This is a genomic window from Alicyclobacillus acidocaldarius subsp. acidocaldarius DSM 446, assembly GCF_000024285.1.
GTDB classification, from domain to species: domain Bacteria; phylum Bacillota; class Bacilli; order Alicyclobacillales; family Alicyclobacillaceae; genus Alicyclobacillus; species Alicyclobacillus acidocaldarius.
Genome location: NC_013205.1, coordinates 1,399,065 through 1,418,851, shown reverse-complemented (window position 1 = coordinate 1,418,851; position 19,787 = coordinate 1,399,065). Strand labels below are relative to the sequence as shown.

Below are 19,787 nucleotides of genomic sequence, written 5' to 3'. Positions count from 1 at the left end.
TCCTACCTCACCTACGTGATCGCAGCCCTCGTCGTCAGGGCATTGGGAGTTCCCCTTGCGATGCCGCCTGACGGCGCGCGAGCCGCTGTTCCCTGCGCCGCGGAGCCGATTCGTAATGCGCCTTTTCCTCCTCCGTTTCGGGAAGAACGGGCGGCACTTCAACCGGGCGCCCCTCTTCATCGATGGCGACAAACGTCAGGTACGATCTCGCCGTAAGGACCGTTTCTCCCGTGAGCAAGTTCTCCGCCAAGACCTTCACGAAGACTTCCATCGAGGTCTTGTGCGCGTACGTCACGAAGGCCTCGAGGTGAATCGCTTGTCCGACGCGGATGGGTGCTAAGAAATCCAAGCTGTCGCTGGACGCGGTGACCACTCGCTGGCGCGCGTGCCGCATGGCGCTGATGGCCGCGATTTTGTCGATGTAGGCCATCACCTTGCCACCGAAGATCGTCCCAAACTGATTGGTATCCGGCGGGAGCACCAAGTCGGTCATGTAGGTCCGAGACAAACGCGCAGGTCTGGGTTCCAAGGTTCGCCCCCCTTGCTGTATACCATTGGATACACAAAAGAAAACGGGTACGGACCGCCCCTGGGTACCCGTTTCCTTGGTCTGCCGGATTCACTCCGTCCTATACAATATCACATCGTCGACATCGCAGGACAGGTCTCGACCTGATTTTCATGAAGTCGATGAAGGATTCGCGACGGGGCCCCGAAGGACCACTTGCGGTTGGCGCTGCCACTGCAACAGATACGCCGAGGGATTAAAGGCCCATTCGCGTCTGCCCGTGTCCTTGTACATGCCAAAGTGGAGATGCGGCGGAAATTTCCCCGCAGTACCCGGAGGTCCGTATCCCGTCGAACCTACGTAGCCAATGATCTGACCGGGACGAACCAAGTCGCCGGTGCGAAGCGACTTCGCGTAGGCGGAAAGGTGTGCGTAGTAATAGTACGTGTTGTTCGCATCCCGAATCCCGATTCTCCAGCCGCCATATCGGTTCCAGCCCATGAGTTCCACATAACCGTAGGCGCACGCGAGGACCGGCGTCCCGTAACTCGCAAAGATATCCACACCTTCGTGGATTCGCCGTCCGCCATAGCTGCGGCCCGCTCCAAACGTGTGCTTGATGGTGTAGTTGTACCTTTTGTCGATGGGAAACGCGTGGCCCTGAGGATCGATTCCGAAGGCGTGGAAGATTCGCGCGAACGCGCTCACCCGTTCCACAGCCACAGGATCTTGGAATAGCGTCCACACGGCCTGGTCCTCGTCTTCTCCCGCTTCCTCATCGATGAATCGCGCCAGCGACTTGATGCGGTCCTCAGGGTCAAACGGGAGTGCAAGCCGATCTCCGTTGGCATCCTGACCGAGGCCACCAAACAGAGAAATTGTTGGTGCAAACACGTCCTCTGGGTTGGGATTCGCCGGACCGCTCCAAGCCGGATCGTCCATCGCGTAACCGTAGTAAGGAGCACGTTCGCGGGCGTCCTTGGATTTGGTCAGCTCGGCATACCGATCGATGGCCGCGAGCACGGCCCAATCGACGTCGTACAGGTCTCCGTATTTCTTGTAGACGGGAAGCAACTGAGCCTGCGGATGGGCGTTTCGATTCTCGGATGCGTTTGCCTGAACGGGAAACGCGAGGAGCACGGCGATCCAGAGACAGGCGCTGGCCTTCAGCAGACATGTGAACCGGGGAAGGCGCGTGATAGAATGAGTTCGGCGCAATCACACCACCCCTTCGATCGAAACTTCTATGTCTTACCGTCCCCATGCGCGCCGATTGTATGCCGGGGATGACGAAGGAGAAAGAGGCATCTTGACATGAATGTCACACAAATGGAAGTCGTGGTCCGCTGCACCGAGATCGACGTCAACGGGCATGTGAATAACGCCAAGTATCTGGAGTACTACGAGTGGGGACGAGAAGATTGGTTTGAACAGCAGGGGCTGGATTACCACACGCTCAAGAGCCTCGGCGCCGTCACCGTGGTGGCGCGCGCCGAGGTCGACTACCATCAGGCAGCGCACCAGAACGACCGCCTGACCATCACGACATGGCTCGAGCGGGTGGGGCGCACGAGCCTGCGGATGCGGCAGCGCATCACGGGTCCATTCGGCGCCCTCGTGAGCGAGGCTTTGTTTGTGATTGTCACGGTGTCTCCAGACACGGGAAAGCCGGTCCTCGTGCCTGAGCGGCTGCGCGTGCTCGCCGCACCCGGGACTTGAACAGGAACAACGAGGTCTAAACGAGATCGGCAACCTTGTAACCGAGTGTGCGCAGTTTTTCCGTCATACGGTCGGGCAGTGGCGCCGTCACATGGACCTGGTTCCATCTTACGCGATGCGCGTGCAGGTAGAAGCTCTCTCCCCGGATGGGACGAGCGCCATACTTTCGATCCGCCAAGAGCGGATGGCCAAGGTGCGCCATGTGCACGCGAATCTGATGCGTCCTACCCGTCAACAGGTGCAGCCGAACCAGTGACGTCCCGCGGCTCGACGCGACAACTTCGTACGCCGTTTCGCTTGGTTTGCCGCTGTCGTCCACAACACGGGTCACGTTGCCTTCTCGACGAACGTCCACCGCCACGCGGCCGCGGCCGGACCATTCGCCTTCGACGATTGCGAGGTATTCCTTTTCCACCTCGCCCCGGTGGAACGCGTCAGCCCAGGCTTTGGCTGCACGCGCCGTCTTCGCGAATACGACGACACCGCTCGTATTTCGATCGAGGCGATGAACCGGCGCGGCGCGAAAAGCTCCCTCTCGCGCGCCGCGATCGTACACGTAGGCTTCCACTTGCGCAGCGAGGCTCGTCTTATATTCCCCGTCCGCCGGATGCGTGAGCACACCGACTGGTTTGTTCACCGCCACGATCTCGTCATCTTCGTACAAGATGTCGATCGCGCGCGAAACGCCTTGGTATTTCGCAACGGGATGCGCATGAAGCGATGCGTAATCTTCATCGCTGAAGTACAGGTGCACGATGTCGCCCTCGTGCAGGCGCGTGTCCTGCTTCGCCCGCTTTCCATTGACCTTCACCCGCCCCGTGCGAATGCTCTTGTACACGCCCGACAGAGGAAGGCCCGGCAGGAGCAGTCGAAGCCACTTATGAACTGGCTTGCCGTCGTCCGATGGGCCAATGATGATTTCAATCAAGGTTGCCTCTCCCCTCGATACCATCTTCGCGATGGGTCCGTCCTATCGCTGCGACGCGCGTGTCCGTGCGATCCCGCCAGCACCACCGGGATCACGCCGCGGAGTCCGTTGAACCAACACCAGCGCGTGACGCGGTCGATCTCCGTGAGGTGAAGGACGCGTTCGCGCAGCTCACCCTGGCGGATCAGGCGGGAACGCAGGGTCCCGGGCAGCAGTCCGCATTCCACAGGCGGCGTGTACCAGGTGCCGTCGAGCTCATACGCGATATTCCCAAACGTGCCTTCCGTCACTTCCCCGTCCTCGTTGTACAACAACACGTCGAACGCCTCCGGCGCGTAGCTGCGAACGCGATCATAAAAGGCGCGATCGGTCGTCTTATGATACAACCAAATCCACCGGCGATCGACCGGCTCTGGCAAGATCGCCATCGTGCGGCGCTCACCCTGTCGAATGGCCTCTTGGATGGTGGCCGCAAAATGGGAACCGTCGAACTGGGAGGCTTCCCAGGTCACATTCCCCGCAAGCGACACGCAGACCCTCACACGCCAGGTGCCTTCCGGGTGTTGTGCAGCACAAGCGGACATCGCCTCGTCCAGCGTGCGCGGCTCAAGCGGAATGCCGAATGTGCGCGCCGACGCAAGAACCCGAGCGCGGTGTTCCTCGTAGAGGAACCAGACCCGGTCGTCCAGCCGGATGGTCTCCAGAAGCTCGACGAACGGAGTGATGCCTGCCCGCTCCAGCACAGCCGCTTTGAGAAAGACTTCGGCTTGCTCGCGCTCTGGCGATGAGTCCCACGTCACGCCGCTTCCCGTGCCGTACACCCACGTGGCGCGATCGCGCCGTCCGACGAGCGTTCGGATGGCGACGCTCCACACCTCTCGATCGTCGGGCGTCCAAAGGCCAATTGCACCGCAGTACACCCCGCGCGGCATTCGCTCCAGTTCCGCGATGGCCTGCATCGACGCGGCCTTGGGTGCGCCTGTGACGGACCCGCACGGAAAGAGGGCACGGAAAATATTCACCGTGTCGATCTCGCCTCGCAGCACACAGGAAATGGTGGACGTCATCTGCCACACGGTCGGATAGTCCTCGACGTCAAACAACCGGTCCACATGCACGGTCCCAGGGACTGCAATTTGCCCAAGGTCGTTGCGCAAGAGATCGACGATCATGAGGTTCTCGGCTCGCTCTTTCTCCGAGCGCAGCAGGTGATCGCGATGAGCGAGATCGTCTTCTTGACGCAAAGCGCGGGGAGACGTACCTTTCATGGGACGAGTCACCATCGCCCTGCCGTTACGCCGATAGAAGAGCTCAGGCGAAACAGACACAATGTCCCACGGCTCCAGGTGAAGCCAGGCGGCGTAAGTCGCCATCTGCGACCGGCGCAGGGCTTCGTACAGCCGTTCGGACGCCACACGCCCTCGAAACGCAATGCGGCCGGTGGCGTTCACCTGATACACCTCGCCGCGGGCGATGGATTGGCGAATGTCCTCGACCACTTCGCGATAGGGTTGTGAGAAGCCGGTCCACCACATCGGTGATGTGCCAGGGTTGACGGCGCCCATCTCACACGTTGATGCCGGCGTGCAATGGACGTCCGATTCCGCCTCGCGGTCCCCGCATGGCTCGGGTCGGTCAAAAGCGGCGAACCACGCCAGCGGCAGATCTACGAACGGACGATGGGCACGCAAATGTGGTTCGAAGGCGGGCGCAGCTTCGTACGACACAAATCCGCAGACCCATGCGCCGCGCTTGGCGCACGCCACGGCTGCATCCATCGCGACGACGACGTCGTCCACATCGGTGGCGCACCAAACGTGGCGCGGGTTTTGAAACACGAGTCGACGCGGTTTCTCCCCGTCCGCCAAAGCAAAATCATACACGAGCCTCAACGAATGTCCCATCCGCAGACACCTCGATTTGCAATCAAAAAAGGCCAGGCTCCTATGCCTGACCTTTGTCTCTCGCCTGGCAACGACCTACCTTCCCAGGAGGCTTCCCTCCCAGTATTCTCGGCGCTGGAGGTCTTCACGTCCGTGTTCGGGATGGGTACGGGTGTTGCCCCTCCGCTAGGGTCACCAGACTGGCTTCGTTCATCGCTAGCTCACACGGCTTCGCCCTTCGGGCTGCAGATGTGTTCGCTCGCGATTCACTTCGCCTCTGAGTCCCTTCCGCGAAGCCTGCGTTACGAGTCGGTACCTAACCACGCCTCGCTCGCATGTCGCTTCGCCTCTGGGTTGCGGCCCTTGCCGTCGTGCATAGGGAGTCTTGCAGGTGAAGCCCTCGACCGATTCGTATCTGTCCGCTCCACGCATCACTGCGCTTCCACGCCAGACCGATCCACCTCGTCGTCTTCGAGGGGTCTTACTTCCTTCACGGAATGGGATACGTCATCTTGAGGCGGGCTTCGCGCTTAGATGCTTTCAGCGCTTATCCCTTCCCGACTTGGCTACCCAGCGGTGCCCCTGGCGGGACAACTGGTACACCAGCGGTCGGTTCATCCCGGTCCTCTCGTACTAGGGACAACCCCTCTCACGTATCCTACGCCCGCGGCAGATAGGGACCGAACTGTCTCACGACGTTCTGAACCCAGCTCGCGTACCGCTTTAATGGGCGAACAGCCCAACCCTTGGGACCGACTTCAGCCCCAGGATGCGATGAGCCGACATCGAGGTGCCAAACCTCCCCGTCGATGTGAACTCTTGGGGGAGATCAGCCTGTTATCCCCGGGGTAGCTTTTATCCGTTGAGCGATGGCCCTTCCACTCGGAACCACCGGGTCACTAAGCCCGACTTTCGTCCCTGCTCGACCTGTCCGTCTCGCAGTCAAGCTCCCTTTTGCCTTTGCACGCTTCGCGCGATTTCCATCCGCGCTGAGGGAACCTTTGGGCGCCTCCGTTACCCTTTAGGAGGCGACCGCCCCAGTCAAACTGTCCGCCTGACACTGTCCCGCCTCGCGTCCTCACAAGGCCGGTTAGAACAACCGTGTCCCAAGGGTGGTATCCCAACGCCGACTCCACTCAGGCTGGCGCCCAAGCTTCTCCGTCTCCCACCTATCCTGTACATGGAACACCGTTGTCCCATATCAGGCTACAGTCAAGCTCCACGGGGTCTTTCCGTCTAACCGCGGGTAACCTGCATCTTCACAGGTACTACAATTTCACCGGGTCTCTCGTTGAGACAGCGCCCAAGTCGTTACGCCTTTCGTGCGGGTCGGAACTTACCCGACAAGGAATTTCGCTACCTTAGGACCGTTATAGTTACGGCCGCCGTTTACTGGGGCTTCGATTCGGACCTTCGGGGGTCTCCCCCCTAAGCCCTCCTCTTAACCTTCCAGCACCGGGCAGGCGTCAGCCCCTATACGTCGCCTTTCGGCTTCGCAGAGACCTGTGTTTTTGCTAAACAGTCGCTTGGGCCTTTTCACTGCGGCTCTTCCTTCAGGAAGAGCGCCCCTTCTCCCGAAGTTACGGGGCCATTTTGCCGAGTTCCTTAACGAGAGTTCTCCCGCGCGCCTTCGTGTTCTCCACGCGCCCACCTGTGTCGGTTTCCGGTACGGGCACCCTCGGCTCGCTAGAGGCTTTTCTCGGCAGTGTGAACGTCGGGACTTCGGTACTTTCCTTCCCTCCCCATCACAGCTCACGCTTCTCGGGGTGCGCATTTCACTACACCCCACGCTCGCTGCTTGGACGGCCCCTTCCATCCGGCCGCTTCCCTCGTCCTCCTGCGTCACCCCTTCGCTCAAACGCCTACGGTGGTACAGGAATGTCAACCTGTTCTCCTTCGGCTACGCCTTTCGGCCTCGCCTTAGGTCCCGACTGACCCTGGGCGGACGAGCCTTCCCCAGGAAACCTTGGGCTTTCGGCGGAGGGGATTCTCACCCCTCTTTTCGCTACTCATACCGGCATTCTCACTTCCATGCGCTCCACCAAGCCTCCCGGCTCAGCTTCCCCGCACATGGAACGCTCCCCTACCATGTCGCCATCCCGAGCTTCGGTGTCCGGTTTAGCCCCGTTCCATTTTCCGCGCAGCGCCACTCGACCAGTGAGCTATTACGCACTCTTTCAATGATGGCTGCTTCTAAGCCAACATCCTGGTTGTCTTCGCAGCGCCACATCGTTCCCCACTCAACCGGAACTTCGGGACCTTAGCTGCGGGTCTGGGCTGTTTCCCTCTCGACTACGGACCTTATCGCTCGCAGTCTCACTGCCAGGTTCCTCGACATTGTGGCATTCGCAGTTTGACGAAGCTTGGTAGCCCTCGCGGGCCCCGCACCCCATCAGCGCTCTACCTCCACAACTCATCCCCTGACGCTAGCCCTCAAGCTATTTCGGGGAGAACCAGCTATCACCGGGTTCGATTGGCATTTCACCCCTACCCCCAGTTCATCCCCTGGCTTTTCAACGCCAGTGGGTTCGGGCCTCCATGCGGTGTTACCCGCACTTCACCCTGACCAGGGGTAGATCACCCGGTTTCGGGTCGATGCGGACGAACTCGCGCCCTCTTCAGACTCGCTTTCGCTTCGGCTCTGGCTCCTCCGCCTTCACCTCGCTCGCCCGCATCACTCGCCGGTTCATTCTACAAAAGGCACGCCGTCACACCCATCGGTGCTCCGACTGCTTGTAGGCACACGGTTTCAGGTTCTCTTTCACTCCGCTCCCGCGGTGCTTTTCACCTTTCCCTCACGGTACTCGTTCACTATCGGTCGCCAAGGAGTATTTAGCCTTAGGAGGTGGTCCTCCCAGATTCCTACGGGATTCCTCGTGTCCCGCAGTACTCGGGGTCTGTTTCCACCCTCGTGCGCGCGTTTCGGATACCGGGCTCTCACCGTCTCTGGCCGGCCTTCCCAGACCGTTCTCCTACGCACCCACTCGGGCTGGCTACCCTGCAGCTCGCCGCAAACAGCCCCACAACCCCGCATGCGCAACGGCTGCAGCCTTTCCCACGCATGCGGTTTAGGCTCCTCCGCTTTCGCTCGCCACTACTCACGGAATCGCGTTTGCTTTCTCTTCCTCGGGGTACTGAGATGTTTCACTTCCCCCGGTTCCCCGCTCGAGACCTTTCGGCCTCAAGCTGCTGGCGCTTCCCGCCAGCGGGTTCCCCCATTCGGACATCCACGGATCCAAGCCCGCTTACGGCTCCCCGTGGCATATCGGCGTTCGCCCCGTCCTTCTTCGGCTCTTGGCGCCTAGGCATCCACCGTGTGCCCTTCCCAGCTTCACCTATCCTGACTCCCTATGCACTTGCCAAGGTCCTTCGAGAGAGCTTTCGCTCCCTCAAAACTAAACACACGCCACCATCCATACCCGCAAGCCCTCAAACCTTCTCCCTAGAAAGGAGGTGATCCAGCCGCACCTTCCGGTACGGCTACCTTGTTACGACTTCACCCCAATCATCGACCCCACCTTCGGCGGCTGGCTCCCCTTTCGGGGTTACCTCACCGACTTCGGGTGTTGCCGACTCTCGTGGTGTGACGGGCGGTGTGTACAAGGCCCGGGAACGTATTCACCGCGGCATGCTGATCCGCGATTACTAGCAATTCCGGCTTCATGCAGGCGAGTTGCAGCCTGCAATCCGAACTACGAGCGGCTTTTTGGGTTTCGCTCCGCCTCGCGGCTTCGCCTCCCTTTGTACCGCCCATTGTAGCACGTGTGTAGCCCAGGACATCAGGGGCATGATGATTTGACGTCATCCCCGCCTTCCTCCGACTTACGCCGGCAGTCACCTGTGAGTCCCCGCCTCAACGCGCTGGTAACACAGGTCAAGGGTTGCGCTCGTTGCGGGACTGAACCCAACATCTCACGACACGAGCTGACGACAACCATGCACCACCTGTCTCCTCTGCCCCGAAGGGAAGGTGCATCTCTGCACCGGTCAGAGGGATGTCAAGCCCTGGTAAGGTTCTTCGCGTTGCTTCGAATTAAACCACATGCTCCACTGCTTGTGCGGGCCCCCGTCAATTCCTTTGAGTTTCAGTCTTGCGACCGTACTCCCCAGGCGGAGTGCTTATTGGGTTTCCTTCGGCACTGGGGTGTGTCCCCCCAACACCTAGCACTCATCGTTTACGGCGTGGACTACCAGGGTATCTAATCCTGTTTGCTCCCCACGCTTTCGTGCCTCAGCGTCAGTCACTGTCCAGCAAGGCGCCTTCGCCACAGGTATTCCTCCACATCTCTACGCATTTCACCGCTACACGTGGAATTCCCCTTGCCTCTCCAGCACTCAAGTCAAGCAGTTTCCAGAGCCATCCCATGGTTGAGCCATGGACTTTCACTCCAGACTTGCTCGACCGCCTACGCACCCTTTACGCCCAGTGATTCCGGACAACGCTCGCCCCCTACGTTTTACCGCGGCTGCTGGCACGTAGTTAGCCGGGGCTTCCTCACTCGGTACCGTCTCGCATGGGGCTTTCCACTCCCCATGCCGCTCTCCCCGAGCAACAGAGCTTTACAACCCGAAGGCCTTCTTCGCTCACGCGGCGTTGCTCCGTCAGGCTTGCGCCCATTGCGGAAGATTCCCTACTGCTGCCTCCCGTAGGAGTCTGGGCCGTGTCTCAGTCCCAGTGTGGCCGGTCACCCTCTCAGGTCGGCTACGCATCGTCGCCTTGGTGGGCCGTTACCCCGCCAACCAGCTAATGCGCCGCAGGCTCCTCTCTCAGCGGCCCATTTGGGCCTTTCCCCGCAAGAAGATGCCTCCTCGCGGGCGTATCCGGCATTAGCGCCCGTTTCCGGGCGTTATTCCGGTCTGAAAGGCAGATTACCCACGTGTTCCTCACCCGTCCGCCGCTGACCTCCGAAGAGGTCCGCTCGACTTGCATGTATTAGGCACGCCGCCAGCGTTCGTCCTGAGCCAGGATCAAACTCTCAATCCAAGTGCTTTATCCTGACCTGTGGTCACAAAGACTCACGGGCTTGGTGGTCTCGTGTGTTTAGTTTTCAAGGAGCGAATCCCGCGCCACCGCGCGGATTTCGTGCCGCCTCGCGGGCGGCGAGAATGATACTATCACCGCTTCCCCCTCTGTGTCAAGGGGGCGCCCATCCAAACGATGCCCCATCGGCCCTTGCTTTATACTTGCCATCCCGTCCGCTTAGGCTTCAGCCCTCACACCCATGCCCGACGGATCGTAGGGTATCACAGCCTCGGCAGGCGCCATCATTGGGATACAGCCTTATCTCTTGCGCCTGCTGAGGCTTTGTTCTACAACCGCGTTCACCACACATCGATCCCCGAAAAATCCCCGGCCGCAAAGCCTTGCAGCCATTCGCGATCTCGCTCGGACAACCGAGCATTTCGGAGAAGATCCGGCCGATATTTCCACGTGCGATACAACGCGTGCTTCCGGCGCCAGATCTCAATATTCTGATGGTGCCCGGACAAGAGAGTCGCCGGAACACGCATGCCCCGAAATTCAGCAGGCCGCGTGAACTGTGGATACTCGAGCAAGCCCGACGTGTGCGACTCGTCCTCCGCCGAAGCCACGTTCCCGAGAACGCCCGGAAGCAGCCGCGCGACGGCGTCGATGACCGCCATGGCGGCGATCTCGCCGCCCGTCAGCACAAAGTCTCCCAACGACAATTCCTCGGTGGCAAGGCCCTGGCGGACGCGATCGTCGAATCCCTCATAGTGGCCACACAGCAAGATGAGTCGCTGGCTCTTGGCGTATTCCTCCGCGACCGCCTGCGTGAAACGCCGCCCAGACGGACTGAGCAAGATGACCCGCTCCTCCGGCGGGCTCCCTTGACCCACACGCGCCCGCAGATCGTCCATCGCCGCAAAGATGGGATCCGGCTTGAGCAACATGCCGGCTCCCCCGCCGTACGGCGCATCGTCCACTGTCCGATGGCGATCCGTCGCGTACTCGCGAAAATCGACGAGTTCCACGCGCAGCGCACCCGCCTCTTGGGCGCGTTTCAACATGCTCTCGCTGAGCACGCCCGTGAACATGCCGGGAAAGAGGGTCATGACCACGACATGAAGCGGCACGTCACTCGTCCTCCTCGCCGTCCCGAAGGCCAGGCAGAAGATGAACCGTCATACGGCGCGCTTCGAGGTCCACCGACAAAATCACGTCTCGAATCGCCGGGAGCAACAGATCTGGCTGCCCCGGCTTCCGCACGACATACACATCGTTGGCACCTGGCGTCCACACTTCGGCCAGGACGCCGAGCGGCTCGCCTTCGTCCGAGATCACCTCAAGGCCGACCAATTGATGATAGTAGTACGCCCCCTCGGGGAGCGGGTGGAGCATGTCCTCCGGGACGCACAGTTCATAGCCGCGCCACGATTCGACGTCCGAGATCGCGTGATACCCCTTAAATCCGACAATCCACAGATTTTGGTGCTGCCGTCCGCTTCGCACCTCGAGCTCCGCCACTGGCTCGGATCCTGGCGGACGCAGCCACAACCTGGAACCCGGCGAAAATCGCTCCTCGGGAAAGTCCGTCCGCGGATACACGCGCACCTCTCCGCGAAGGCCGTGCGGCTTGGTGACCACACCCACGGTGTAGTACGCCGTCACCCTTCGATCCGCTGCCCATTCTGGCGGAGTTCGACGACGATCCCGTCTTTCACGATAATCTCCGCCCCGAGCAACACCTTGGTCCAATCGTCGCCCGGCTTGACATCCACCACCGTTTCGACGGTCATATTTTGAATCTCCGTGCCGAGCTCCAGCTGCTGGATCTGCTGCATCTGCCGGAACAACTCTTCTCGCCGCTGCTCGCGCACCCTGCGCTCATTTTCCAGCTGCTGGCGAACCTGCTGGGCGATCTCGCCCCCTTGCGCCATCGCCTGCTCGATCGCGATCTTCCCCTGCTGCTCTAACTGCTCAAGTTCGTTCTGAATTTGGTCAATTTGCCGACGCTGTTCGGCAATGATCTGCTGCTTCGCTGTTTCGGTCAAGATGAACTTGACGGCTACCGGTTGTCGAATTTTCATTGCGATCTCCCCGCATCCTCGTTGAAACTGCTTTCTTGCGATCCGATGAGGACGTGAACGCGCCGGCCTTGGCGATGTGCCGCCGCGCCCACCACGCTCCGCACCGCATTGGCGATGCGACCCTGTCGCCCGATCACGCGGCCCACGTCGTCCGGGTGCACCGTGACCCGATACGTGGTCACGTCTCCTTCTTGGCGAGCTTCCACACGCACATCGTCGGGCCGCGTGACTAATGACCGGAACAAGAACTCCACTAAATCCTGCACGGATCGATCACTCCGAAGGGCGGCACACGGCCGCCCGCAGATTACTTCTTCTGAAATTTCTCCTCGTGAAACTTCTTCAGGATGCCCTGCAGGTGGAACAGATAGCGGACGCGGTCGGACGGCTGCGCCCCCGTGCGGAGCCAATGAAGCGCGCGCTCCTCGTCGATCCGAATCTCAGCCGGATCCGTCAATGGGTTGTACGTGCCGATCTCTTCCACAAACCGGCCGTCGCGCGGCGAACGCGCCTCAGCCACCACCACGCGATAAAAGGGGCGCTTCTTGGCTCCCATCCTCTTCAAGCGAATCCTCAACGCCATGAAAACATCGACCTCCCAGATACGTTTCACTTCTTCTTTTTTTTACGATGCACGCGTTCACGCGGCGGTCCGGCCTCGGCACCCCCGAATGGAGGTAAGCCGGCCCCGGTGAGTCCGGGGACGCCTCCCATCGCCCGAAGCGCATTCATCGCCTGGCGGCGACCCACGCGCTTGCCGCCGCCTGTCAGGTGCTTCATCATCTCGCGAACCTGTTCGAACTGGTTGATCAACTGGTTCACGTCGCGCACCGTCGTACCGCTGCCGTTTGCGATCCTGCGCCGGCGGCTCGCGTTCAAAATACTGGGATCCCGGCGCTCCTCGGGCGTCATGGACGAGATGATGGCCTCCAACCGGCGAAAGCGCCGATCGTTCAGATCGAGATTTTCCAGCCCCTTGACCCGATTCATCCCTGGCAGCATCTTGAGGATCTGGTCGAGCGGCCCGAGATTGCGAACCTGGCGGAACATCTCCTGAAAGTCGTCGAGCGTGAAGTTCGCGGATCGCATCCGCGCCTCCATCTCTTTCGCCTTTTCCAGGTCGATCCGCTCCTGCGCCCGCTCGATCAGGCTCAGGACGTCGCCCATGCCCAAAATGCGTGATGCCATGCGCTCCGGGTGGAACGGCTCCAGCGGCTCGATCTTCTCGCCCATGCCGACGAACTTGATGGGACAGCCTGTGGCCGCGCGAACGGTCAACGCGGCGCCACCGCGCGCGTCGCCATCGAGCTTCGTGAGGATGACGCCGGTGACCTCCAGCCGCTGATGGAACGCCTCCGCCACGTGCACCGCGTCCTGACCCGTCATGGCGTCGACGACCAGGAGGATCTCGTGAGGTTCGAGGATCTTCTTCATCGACTCCAGTTCGGCCATGAGCGCGTCGTCGATGTGCAGGCGCCCCGCGGTGTCCACGATGACCACGTCCGCACCGCGCCGCTCTGCGTCACGAAGGCCCGCCTCCGCGATCTCGACCGCACCCGCCCCATCCAAGGAGAAGACGGGCACATCGATCTGTGCGCCCAGCACTTTCAACTGGTCGACCGCCGCAGGGCGATAGACGTCGGCGGCCACGAGCAGCGGCCGGTGGTTCTGTTGGTGGAAGGCGAGCGCGAGTTTCGCCGCCGTGGTCGTCTTCCCGGCGCCCTGGAGGCCGACGAGCATGACGACGGTGGGAGGCTTCGGCGCCATGCGGATGCGAGCCTGCGATCCGCCCATGAGTTCCGTCAGTTCCTCATAGACGATCTTCACGACCTGCTGGCCGGGCGTCAGGCTCTTCAACACGTCCTGCCCAACCGCGCGAGCGCGCACGCGATCGACGAAATCTCGCACGACCTTGACGTTGACGTCCGCAGCGAGGAGCGCGCGGCGAATTTCGCGCATCGCCTCGTCGACGTCCGCCTCAGTCAGGCGGCCTCTTCCGCGCAGACGCTGGAAGACCGCCTGCAGGTTATTCGACAGGCTTTCGAACATCCGCATCACCTCCCAACAGAATCGAAACCGTGGCCCCCATGGCGCGCATGGCGTCGTCCATGCGCCGCCTCACCTCTTCGGGCACGTACGCGGCCGCCTCGCGCCACGCGGACACCATCTGCTCCCACGCCTTCCGCTCCGCCCGCGCGAGTTCCCGGAGGTGAAGCGCTGCTTCGTACGACTCGAGTTGATCTTCGACACGGCGAAGCTGATCGTGAACCGCCTGCCGGCTGATGGACAAGATCTCGGCGATCTCGCCGAGAGACATATCCTCAAAGTGGTACAGTTCCACAATCTGCCGCTGACGCTCCGTGAGAAGCGGCTCGTAAAAGGCGTACAGATCGCCCACGCGCGTGACGTCTCTCATACTATCCGGGTTTTCAGCCACTGTCAAGCAAATCTCCTTTACACCCGTGTCTCAGGGCGGCAGATCGCCTCCGCGAACATCCGCGGGTCGAAAGGCTGAAGATCGTCCATGCCTTCCCCAAGCCCGATCCACTTGACCGGGATCCCTTCCTCGCGGACGATGGGGAACACGATCCCGCCCTTGGCCGTGCCGTCGAGCTTGGTCACCACGATGCCGGTCACGCGAACGACTTCCTTGAACACGCGCGCCTGCACGAGGCCGTTCTGCCCCGTGGTACCGTCGATGACGAGAAGCACCTCGTGCGGCGCGCCGGGGAGTTCCCGCTCGGCGACCTTCCGGATTTTGGCGAGCTCATTCATCAGATGCGCCTTGTTCTGCAGTCGCCCCGCCGTATCGCAGATGACGAGATCGCACCGCCGAGCCTTCGCCGCCTGAATGGCGTCGTACACCACGGCGGCGGGATCCGAGCCCTGCGCATGGCGCACGACGTCGACGCCGACCCGCTCGCCCCACACCATCAGCTGCTCGATGGCCGCAGCCCGGAACGTGTCGGCGGCCGCGAGGATGACGCGCTTGCCCTGGCTCTTGTACGCATGCGCGAGCTTGCCAATCGTGGTCGTCTTCCCGGCGCCGTTGACCCCGACCACGAGCACGACCGTCGGACCGTCCGGGTTCTCCGCCATCTCAGCGGGCGGACCCAAAAACTCCACCATGACGTCGACCATGACGTCGGGCAGATCTTCCGCGCGCTCGATGCGCCGCCTGCGCGCCTCGCGCCGGATGGCCTCCACCAATTCCACGGCGGTATCCACGCCGACGTCGGACAGGATGAGCGTCTCCTCCATCTCCTCAAACACGGAGTCGTCCAACCGCCGGCCGCGGAACACCGACAACAGCCTGTCGGCCATCGCCGCGCGCGATTTCTCAAGTCCCTTTCGGAATCGATCGAATAGCCCCAACGCCTTATCTCCCTTCGCAAAGCCTCATGCGCCCTACGCCGTTTCGTAGTCGATCTCGTCGCTCAAACGCACGCTCACCAGCGACGACACCCCGCGTTCGGGCATCGTCACGCCGTACAGCGCGTCCGCCTCCTCCATCGTACCTCGCCTGTGCGTGATCACGATGAACTGGGTGTCGGCGGCAAGCAAGCGAAGCTCGTGGGCGAAGCGGGCCACGTTCGCCTCGTCGAGCGCCGCCTCGACCTCGTCCAAGACACAGAACGGGACTGGCCGCACGCGCAGGATGGCAAACAGAAGGGCCATCGCGGTCAGCGCGCGCTCGCCGCCCGAGAGAAGGTTGAGGTTCTGCAACTTCTTGCCCGGCGGCTTCGCCACCACTTCGATGCCCGTCGTCAGAGGATCCTCGGGATTGGTCAGCACCAGATCCGCCTCGCCTCCTTGAAACAGGCTGTGAAACGCCTTGCCAAACTCCGCGCGGATCTGCTGAAACGTCTCCATGAACCGTTCTGCCATTTCTTGATCGATCTCGTCGATCAGCTGCTCCAGCTGCTGGCGGGCTGCGACGAGATCGTCCCGTTGCTCCGTGAGGAACCGGACCCGTTCCGACAGTCGCTCGTGCTCCTCAATGGCGCCGAGGTTCACGTCACCGAGGGAAGCGCGCTCGCGGCGCAGCGACTCCAGCCGCCGTTCCGTCTCCGCCACGGTGCCCTGAAGGGGATACCGCTCCTTGGCCCACTCGTAGGTCATGCCGAATTGTTCGCCCATCTTCGCGAGCGCATGGGAGAGATCGGCGTCGGCGCGCTCCACGGCGACGAGGGCGCGCTGGAGAGTGGCCTCCTGCTCCTCGGCGGCACGCCGCTTCCGCCGCACGTCCTCCTCGAGCTCGCGAGCTTCTGCCTCCAGTTCATGTCGCGCTTGACGGGCCGCGGCCAGCGTTTGTTCGAGCGTATCCAGTTCCTCCGCCAGGCGCAAGGCCTCGGCGCGCTCCGATTCGCGCGCTGCCGCAAGGCGCGCAGCCTCCGCCTCATCGCGGGCCTCCTCCTTGGCCATCTCCGCATGGACGCGCTCGAGCCGCGCCTTCCGCTCGCGCAACTCCGCCATCCGCTGCGCCAGATTCTCTCGCTCCTGCTCGAGCGTCGCCACCTCAATCCGAAGCCCCGTGAGCCGCTCTTTCGCCTCCGCGAGCTCCGATTCCAGGGCTGCGAGGCGATCTCGGCGCTCCGCGATGGCGGCGGTGAGCTGCGTCACTTCGTCCTCGGCTTCCGCCAACAAATCCCGGACCTCTGCTTTGCGCCGTTCGATCTGCGAGCGGTCCGCGGCCAGCGCTTCGCGCTCCCAGTCGAGGGCTTCCATGCGCTCGGCCAAGGTCTTGAGCTGAAAGTCCGCCTGCCGCTCCTCGTTCTCGAACTGTTTCAGATGACCCAGGCGCACCGCTCGCTCCGCCTCGAGGCGATCCCGTTCGCGCCCGAGTTCGACGACGCGCGCCCGAAGCTCCTTCTGGCGAGCGCTCAAACGCGCTCGCTCGGCCTCGAGCGCCTTCAGCTTGTTCTCCAAATCCTCGCGTTCGCGTTGGCGGCCGAGTAGCCCCGGCCCCTTGCGGTTCACGTGACCGCCGGTCATCAGGCCGCCCGGCGCGATGACGTCGCCTTCCAGCGTGACGACGCGAAAGCGGTGGTTCAGCGTCCGCGCGATGCGGCTCGCGCGCTCGAGATCCTGTGCGATGACCACGTTGCCAAGCAAGTGTTCGACCGCGTGGCGGAAGCGCTCGTCGAACGAGACGAGATCGCTCGCGAGCCCAAGGAAACCGGGCTCTGCAGCCGCGCGCGACACGAGCCCGTCCTCCATTCGCCGCGATCGAACGACGTCAAGCGGGATGAATGTCGCTCGGCCGCCTTGGCGGGCCTTCAACAGGCGAATCGCATCCATCGCGTCTTGCTCCGTCTCGACGACCACGTTCTGCAGCGCGCCGCCCAGGGCCGTTTCCACGGCCAGCTCGTACGTTCGATCCACGCGAATCAGCTCGGCGACGGAGCCGCACACGCCCTTGAGCGCCCCGCGCCTCGCTTGCTGAAGCACCATGCGCACGCCGTGCGCGTAGCCGTCGTACCCCGCCTCGAGATCGCGCAACAACTCCAGGCGGCTCGACAGTCCCTGCACATCCGCCTGCAGGCGGTGCCACGCGGAAACGGCCTGCGCCTCGTCGGACGCGGCCTGTTCCCGCTCGGCCTCCAATGCGGCCAATTGGCGCTCGAGTTCGTCCAGTTCGCGCCTGATCTCCTCCGCCCGCTGCGCGCGCTCCTGCTTACCCGCCTCGACGCGGTCTCGCTCGGCCTCAATTCGCGCTGCCTCTTCTTCAAATCGCTCGTGCCGCAGTGCGCCCGCCTGAAACTTCTCCTCGAGCGTCTTCCACTCGTTGCGAAGCGCAGCCGCACGATGATTGGCGTCGATGAGTTCCCCACTCAAGCGGTCGATCTCGTCCGCCAGTTCGAGCCGCCTCGCATCGTCCGCCCGCTGGCGCGCGTCCGCCAGCAGGTGTTGTCTCTCCCCGAGCGCCGCGGCGGCCTCCGCCTCGGCCCGCGCGACCGCCTCCATGGCGGCCTCAAGTTCGGCGAGATCGCGCGCCAACTCCTCCCTGCGCCTGCGCCGATCTTCCGCGCGCTGTGCGAGGGCTGCGAGTCGCTCCTCCGCAAGTGCGAGCGACCCTTCTGCCTTTTGCCGGGCCTCGACCACCTCCACGTACTGCTGCTGCAGCGATTCGAGCCGCGCCGTGGCCTCGTTCAGCGCCTGCCGTCGCGCCTTCCATGCCTCCTCGCTGAGGCGCAAGCGCTCCTGTGCCTCGTTCCGCGCTGCTTCCTCGCGAGCCACCTGGCGCTTCAACTGCTCGTACCGGTCGTGCAGCCGATCGATCTCGACGACGAGCAGCGCGATCTCCGTCTCCTCGATTTCGTCCGACAGCGCCTGATACCGCTCTGCGATCCGCCGCGCCTCCGCAAGCGGGCCAAGTTGAGCTTCGAGTTCCGCGAGGATGTCGTCGACGCGCACCAAATTCGCGGCCGTCTCCTCCAGCTTTCGCTCGGCCTCTTTGCGCCGATGCTTGAACTTCACGATCCCGGCCGCGTCCTCGAACGGCCCCCGACGGTCCTCCGGCCGCGTGGACAACATTTCCTCGATCTTGCCCTGCCCGATGATGGAATACGCCTCGCGGCCGAGCCCCGTGTCCATGAATAGCTCGTGGATGTCCTTGAGGCGGCAAGGTTGGCGGTTGATCCAATATTCGCTCTCGCCCGACCGGAACGCGCGCCGGGTGATGGTCACCTCTTCGAACGTCACGGGTAGGTGATGGTCCGTGTTGTCGAGCGTGATCGACACTTCGCACAAATTGGTGGCCTTGCGCAGTTCACTGCCTGCGAAGATCACGTCCTCCATCTTGCTGCCGCGCAGATTTCGGACGCTTTGCTCGCCCAAGACCCAGCGGAGCGCGTCGGCGATGTTGCTCTTGCCGCTCCCATTCGGGCCCACGATGGCCGTGATGCCCGGAGACAGGACGATCTGGGTCTTGTCGGCAAACGACTTGAACCCGAGGATGTCAATCTGTTTGAGATACACCGGTGACACGCTCCTCCGAGCGTTCTTCGGACAGCGAGGCCAGGGCCATCGCCGCAGCCTGCTGCTCCGCCTCCTTCTTGGAACGGCCGATCCCGACGCCGCGAACTTCGCCGCCCAGCTCCACCTGCACCACGAACTCGCGCGCATGCGCGGGCCCGCGCTCTTCCACGATGACGTACCGCACAGGCGTCTGGTGGCGCTGTTGCACGAGTTCCTGCAGCGCCGTCTTGTAGTCGAGGCCAGCGGACACGTCGGGGAGATACGGCACCATGTGGGTGTGGACGAACTGCCGCACGGCCTCCAGGCCCTGGTCCAGGTACAGAGCCCCAAGGAACGCCTCGAACACGTCGGCCAGGAGAGCCGGGCGAGAACGCCCGCCGCTGCGCTCCTCGCCCCGGCCGAGGCGGATGTACTGGTCGAACGACAGCCGTTTCGCGAAGCGGACCAGCGACGCCTCGCAGACGATGGCGGCGCGCATGCGCGTCAGCTCGCCCTCGGGCATCTTGGGGTACGTGCGGTATAAAAAGTCGCTCACCACGAGCTCGAGAACGGCGTCGCCTAAAAATTCGAGGCGCTCATTGTCCTCGACGTGCAGTTTGCGATGCTCGTTGCGGTACGAGGCGTGCGTGAAAGCCTGTTTGAGAAGGTTCACATCGTTGAACTGAAGATTCAGCAACCCCTGGAGTTCAAGCCACTTGCTCTGCAATCCTTTCCTCTC

At 62.4% G+C, this 19,787-nt stretch carries 15 protein-coding genes and 3 rRNA genes; 1 reads left to right on the top strand and 17 read right to left on the bottom strand.

The window, feature by feature from the left end; translation table 11 throughout:
• Window positions 1-34: 34 nt before the first annotated feature.
• Both AACI_RS06760 and AACI_RS06755 read right to left on the bottom strand, forming a co-directional pair.
• On the bottom strand, window positions 35-529 hold the full coding sequence (locus AACI_RS06760) for an acyl-CoA thioesterase (protein WP_012810717.1): 495 nt from the start codon (window positions 527-529) through the stop codon (window positions 35-37).
• Window positions 530-679: 150 nt separating this feature from the next.
• Window positions 680-1,726, bottom strand: coding sequence for a M23 family metallopeptidase (locus AACI_RS06755; RefSeq protein ID WP_012810716.1), 1,047 nt, complete (start codon window positions 1,724-1,726; stop codon window positions 680-682).
• Between the two features lie 96 nt (window positions 1,727-1,822).
• Here AACI_RS06755 and AACI_RS06750 point away from each other — a divergent pair, with 96 nt between their 5' ends.
• A complete protein-coding gene (locus AACI_RS06750) occupies window positions 1,823-2,227 on the top strand; it encodes an acyl-CoA thioesterase (protein ID WP_012810715.1) in 405 nt (134 codons plus the stop codon).
• A 16-nt stretch (window positions 2,228-2,243) separates the two neighbouring features.
• Here AACI_RS06750 and AACI_RS06745 read toward each other — a convergent pair whose 3' ends face one another.
• The 15 genes from AACI_RS06745 to rnc all read right to left on the bottom strand — a co-directional run bounded on the left by AACI_RS06745 (window position 2,244) and on the right by rnc (window position 19,775).
• Complete coding sequence (locus AACI_RS06745; protein ID WP_012810714.1) at window positions 2,244-3,155, bottom strand: RluA family pseudouridine synthase; 912 nt, start codon at window positions 3,153-3,155, stop codon at window positions 2,244-2,246.
• Window positions 3,152-5,059 (bottom strand): aminodeoxychorismate synthase component I, encoded by a 1,908-nt coding sequence (pabB, locus tag AACI_RS06740; protein WP_012810713.1) that lies wholly within the window; start codon window positions 5,057-5,059, stop codon window positions 3,152-3,154. The genes AACI_RS06745 and pabB overlap by 4 nt, the downstream gene beginning before the upstream one ends.
• 62 nt (window positions 5,060-5,121) lie before the next feature.
• A 5S ribosomal RNA gene (rrf, locus tag AACI_RS06735) occupies window positions 5,122-5,238 on the bottom strand.
• A 188-nt stretch (window positions 5,239-5,426) separates the two neighbouring features.
• A 23S ribosomal RNA gene (locus tag AACI_RS06730) occupies window positions 5,427-8,374 on the bottom strand.
• A gap of 110 nt (window positions 8,375-8,484) precedes the next feature.
• Window positions 8,485-10,022: ribosomal RNA gene (locus AACI_RS06725) — 16S ribosomal RNA — on the bottom strand.
• The 16S, 23S and 5S rRNA genes sit together here, the layout of an rRNA operon.
• Window positions 10,023-10,360: 338 nt before the next feature.
• Window positions 10,361-11,113, bottom strand: coding sequence for a tRNA (guanosine(37)-N1)-methyltransferase TrmD (gene trmD / locus AACI_RS06720; protein ID WP_041708058.1), 753 nt, complete (start codon window positions 11,111-11,113; stop codon window positions 10,361-10,363).
• 22 nt (window positions 11,114-11,135) lie between these two features.
• Window positions 11,136-11,669, bottom strand: a complete 534-nt coding sequence (rimM, locus tag AACI_RS06715; RefSeq protein WP_012810711.1) for a ribosome maturation factor RimM — start codon at window positions 11,667-11,669, stop codon at window positions 11,136-11,138.
• A complete protein-coding gene (locus tag AACI_RS06710; RefSeq protein ID WP_012810710.1) occupies window positions 11,666-12,088 on the bottom strand; it encodes a YlqD family protein in 423 nt (140 codons plus the stop codon). Before AACI_RS06710 ends, rimM begins: the two co-directional genes overlap by 4 nt.
• The gene (locus tag AACI_RS06705) at window positions 12,085-12,342 is read right to left on the bottom strand and encodes a KH domain-containing protein (protein WP_342626161.1); all 258 of its coding nucleotides are present in this window, start codon (window positions 12,340-12,342) and stop codon (window positions 12,085-12,087) included. The genes AACI_RS06710 and AACI_RS06705 overlap by 4 nt, the downstream gene beginning before the upstream one ends.
• A 53-nt stretch (window positions 12,343-12,395) precedes the next feature.
• Window positions 12,396-12,671, bottom strand: a complete 276-nt coding sequence (gene rpsP / locus AACI_RS06700; protein WP_012810708.1) for a 30S ribosomal protein S16 — start codon at window positions 12,669-12,671, stop codon at window positions 12,396-12,398.
• 26 nt (window positions 12,672-12,697) lie between these two features.
• Window positions 12,698-14,137, bottom strand: a complete 1,440-nt coding sequence (ffh, locus tag AACI_RS06695; protein ID WP_012810707.1) for a signal recognition particle protein — start codon at window positions 14,135-14,137, stop codon at window positions 12,698-12,700.
• The gene (gene ylxM / locus AACI_RS06690; protein WP_041707397.1) at window positions 14,115-14,504 is read right to left on the bottom strand and encodes a YlxM family DNA-binding protein; all 390 of its coding nucleotides are present in this window, start codon (window positions 14,502-14,504) and stop codon (window positions 14,115-14,117) included. The genes ffh and ylxM overlap by 23 nt, the downstream gene beginning before the upstream one ends.
• A 38-nt stretch (window positions 14,505-14,542) precedes the next feature.
• The gene (gene ftsY / locus AACI_RS06685) at window positions 14,543-15,463 is read right to left on the bottom strand and encodes a signal recognition particle-docking protein FtsY (protein ID WP_012810705.1); all 921 of its coding nucleotides are present in this window, start codon (window positions 15,461-15,463) and stop codon (window positions 14,543-14,545) included.
• Window positions 15,464-15,496: 33 nt separating this feature from the next.
• Complete coding sequence (gene smc / locus AACI_RS06680; protein WP_012810704.1) at window positions 15,497-19,069, bottom strand: chromosome segregation protein SMC; 3,573 nt, start codon at window positions 19,067-19,069, stop codon at window positions 15,497-15,499.
• Window positions 19,050-19,775, bottom strand: coding sequence for a ribonuclease III (gene rnc / locus AACI_RS06675; RefSeq protein ID WP_008341642.1), 726 nt, complete (start codon window positions 19,773-19,775; stop codon window positions 19,050-19,052). Before rnc ends, smc begins: the two co-directional genes overlap by 20 nt.
• Window positions 19,776-19,787: the final 12 nt, after the last annotated feature.